This window comes from Streptomyces sp. NPDC001443 (assembly GCF_053597355.1).
This window is the reverse complement of sequence record NZ_JBSFIA010000099.1, coordinates 1-1835: the sequence shown is the minus strand read 5'-3', so window position 1 is coordinate 1835 and position 1835 is coordinate 1. Positions and strand designations below refer to the sequence as shown.

The window sequence follows — 1835 nt, the reverse complement described above, 5'->3', positions numbered from 1 at the left end:
CCCCCCGTTACCTTTTTCATGGCTCCGCAATGGGGCCTCCGGCCTTCGGGTCCGGCATGACTTCCCCCTCCTGTTGTTGATGATCCGGGGGGTGGTGTCACCGGGCCCGGAGGCATCGACGGACCGCTGATGAGGGGCTTGAGCACCGGCTTCACCCGGGCCGGAAGAGCTCTCCGTAACGTGGATGTGGCAGCTCGGTGCCGTGGCAGGCCGGACGAAAGCGTGATGGAGGGGCCTGCGCGTGATCGACACCGGCGACATCGACGTCTTCCTCGGCCTGGACGTCGGCAAGGGCGAACACCACGCCACCGCTGTCACCCCGGCCGGGAAGAAGGCGTTCGACAAGCGGCTGCCCAACACCGAGCCCAGGCTCCGTGAGCTGTTCGCGAAGCTGCAGGCCAAGCACGGAACGGTGCTGGTCGTGGTCGATCAGCCGGCCTCGATCGGGGCCCTGCCGCTGGCAGTCGCGCGGGACATGGGCTGCCCGGTCGCCTACCTGCCCGGCCTGACGATGCGACGGATCGCCGACCTCTACCCGGGTGAGGCCAAGACCGACGCGAAGGACGCGTTCATCATCGCCGACGCAGCCCGCGCGATGCCCCACACGCTGCGGGCCATCGACGGCGAGGACGAGATGATCGCCGAGCTGGAGATGATCGTCGGGTTCGACGACGACCTCGCCGGAGAGGCCACCAGGGTCGCGAACCGGCTGCACGGCCTGCTGACCCAGATCCACCCCTCGCTGGAACGGGTGCTGGGTCCACGGCTGCAGCACCCGGCCGTCCTCACACTGCTGGAACGGTTCGGGTCACCGGCCCAGATCCGCAAGGCCGGACGGCGCCGCCTGGTCACGCTGTTACGGCCGAAGGCCCCAAGGATGGCCGAGCGGCTAGTCGAGGACATCTTCACCGCCCTGGACGAGCAGACCGTCACCGTTCCGGGCACCGGGGCGGCCGCACTGATCGTCCCGAGCCTGGCCGGATCCCTGACCGCCGTCCTTGACCAGCGCAAACTCCTGGCCGGGCGGATCGAGGAACTCCTGGATGCCCACCCTCTTTCCAAGGTCCTGATGTCGATGCCAGGCATCGGCGTCAGGACCGGAGCCAGGATCCTCATCGAGGTCGGCGACGGCAGCACCTTCCCGACCGCCGGCCACCTCGCCGCCTATGCCGGACTCGCCCCCGCGACCCGCAGTTCCGGGTCCTCGATCCGCGGCGAACAGCCCTCCAGGAGAGGAAACAAGCAGCTCAAACGGGCCTTCTTCCTCTCCGCGTTCGCGGCCCTGGCCGACCCGGCATCGCGGACCTACTACGACAGGAAGATCGCGCAGGGAAAGCACCACACCCAGGCCCTGCTCTGCCTCGCCAGGCGCCGGGCCGACGTCCTCTTCGCGATGCTCCGCGACGGAACCTTCTACGAACCCCAACCCGTCCGAGCGACTTGAGACCTGCTTGCCCTCGACTCAAGCCCATGGTCAGCTACGGCCATGGGGGACGAGAATTCCGAGCACTTGGCGCTCATCCGTCGCTGGCTCGCGGGCGAAACCGTCAACAACACCGTCGGCATCAAGGTCGTCAGTGGCCCCTTCCACGGGCGGACCAAAATCGTCGAGCTCGACCAGTCAGGACTGCCGCCCGCAGGCTTCCGAGGCCGCCCCGGTCGAACATCAGGCCCCTGGAACTTTGCCGCCAAACACATCTATCTGGCAGTTCAAGCCCCCGACACCCCTGCGGGCTGGATCTACGAATACGCAGGCATCGACACAGCGGCGGATGGCTGACGCACGCTCCGCCTCCACCGGGGCACCCCAACAGCTTGACCAAAGAGATAGGGGC

2 protein-coding genes are annotated in these 1835 nt (G+C 67.7%); both read left to right on the top strand.

The annotated features are described in order from the left end of the window. Positions 1 to 241: 241 nt before the first annotated feature. Positions 242 to 1444: an IS110 family transposase gene (locus tag ACWC24_RS41855; RefSeq protein ID WP_450668168.1), complete on the top strand. Its 1203-nt coding sequence runs from the start codon at positions 242 to 244 to the stop codon at positions 1442 to 1444. Positions 1445 to 1486: 42 nt separating this feature from the next. After that, positions 1487 to 1780 carry a hypothetical protein gene (locus ACWC24_RS41850; RefSeq protein WP_450668167.1) on the top strand — a complete coding sequence of 98 codons (294 nt, stop codon included), beginning with the start codon at positions 1487 to 1489 and terminating at the stop codon, positions 1778 to 1780. The last annotated feature ends 55 nt before the right edge of the window (positions 1781 to 1835 follow it).

Coding starts and splice junctions, on each gene's coding strand:
- ACWC24_RS41850 (WP_450668167.1), top strand. CDS start 1,487: ATGGGGGACGAGAATTCCGAGCACTTGGCGCTCATCCGTCGCTGGCTC.